The following is a 1387-nucleotide window of genomic DNA, read 5'->3' on the forward strand; positions in this document are numbered from 1 at the left end:
GACCAGCCTCCGCCCGCTTGAGCGCGTCGATGATCTGGCTGTCAGTGAAACGCGATTTCTTCATCGTAGAGATTCTCCTTCGAGACTCTCTACTTCTCAGCGCACTGGTTTTGCGGGGGGATTACCCAGCAGGTCGCTGGATGTTGACTCTTGACTTTCTGTATGTTATACGCAATATCTTGCAAAGTCTTGCAAGAATTTCCTCGAGCGAGGCCGCGTGACGACGGAACTTGTGGGGGTGGTATGACAGCGCGCCAGCAGGCGATCTTCACACTCGACGAGTTGGCTGCCTACTTGAAAGTCGGCAAGCGGACGCTTTACCGGCTCGCCTCGCACGGGGAGATTCCGGCCTTCAAGGTCGGCGGGACGTGGCGGTTTCGTCAAAGTGAAATCGATCAATGGATCAATGATCAGATCCAAGCGGGCAGAAAGAAGGAGGTGATACGCACAGATGAGCAGCCAAAGTCAGCGGAACACTCCGTGTCGTCTGGGCGCGCTGTCCGTCGCCGCAGGCAAACGGAGTGAGCGAGAGTCTTCAATTTTTCTTCTGGAGGTGTGACATGGACATTGATTTCAAGAAATTGGCTCCCTGGAACTGGTTCAAGAAGGAGCAGGAAGAACAACAGAGCACTGCCTCGCTGCCGGTGCAGCGCAATGACCTGCCGGTGGCGGGTGGGCCCGTCAGTCCCATCCTGCAATTGCATCGCGAGATCGACCGCCTGTTCGACGACGCGTTTCGAGGCTTCGGTCTCCCGACGCTGGCCATGCCACGCTGGCCGTCGGACTGGCCGGGCATGCTGAAGCCGGCGCTGGACATCCAGGAGACCGACAAGCAGTACAAGATCGCCCTGGAAGTACCCGGCGTCGAGGAAAAAGACATCCAGATCACGCTCGACAACGACGTGCTGATGGTGCGCGGTGAAAAGCGTCAGGAGCAGGAAACGAAAGACGGCGGTTTCCACCGGGTGGAGCGCTCCTACGGCAGCTTTCAGCGCGCTCTGAACCTGCCGGCCGATGCCAACCAGGACACGATCAAGGCCGCTTTCAAGAACGGCGTGCTCACGATCACGATGGACAAGCGCGAGGCCAGTGCGCCCAAGCAGGGGCGCTCGATCCCGATCAACGGCTGACGCGGGGCAGCGCGTTTTTCTCAAAAACCACAAAGAGATGAGGCACCGTGATCTGCGGTGCCTCGCCCAGTTAACCCTCTCAGGAGCATCAGCATGGCCAGAAAACAATGCCAAGTCTGCGGCCAGCCCGCCCCCCGCGTCAGAATAGATGTCGCCCGCATAGAACTCTGAACCTGGGGGCGATGATGGAAGAACAAGTTGGCCAGATACGGACAAGCATTCAAGGACCGTGCTGTGGCGCGGTTGCTGCCGCCTGA

Annotated in this window: 3 protein-coding genes; all 3 read left to right on the top strand. The window is 58.6% G+C overall.

Translation table 11 applies throughout. The features are described from left to right. A partial coding sequence (locus Taqua_RS13365; protein ID WP_221933951.1) for a hypothetical protein occupies window positions 1–221 on the top strand: 221 nt, incomplete at its 5' end. A gap of 22 nt (window positions 222–243) precedes the next feature. Continuing rightward, window positions 244–525 (top strand): methylation-associated defense system helix-turn-helix domain-containing protein MAD1, encoded by a 282-nt coding sequence (gene mads1, locus Taqua_RS13005; RefSeq protein ID WP_031755008.1) that lies wholly within the window; start codon window positions 244–246, stop codon window positions 523–525. Window positions 526–560: 35 nt separating this feature from the next. Continuing rightward, entirely contained in the window at window positions 561–1130 is a 570-nt protein-coding gene (locus Taqua_RS13010; RefSeq protein WP_144326988.1) for an Hsp20/alpha crystallin family protein, read from the top strand. Window positions 1131–1387 lie beyond the last annotated feature (257 nt).

The sequence above is a fragment of the Tepidimonas aquatica genome, from assembly GCF_007556585.1.
Taxonomy (GTDB): domain Bacteria; phylum Pseudomonadota; class Gammaproteobacteria; order Burkholderiales; family Burkholderiaceae_C; genus Tepidimonas; species Tepidimonas aquatica.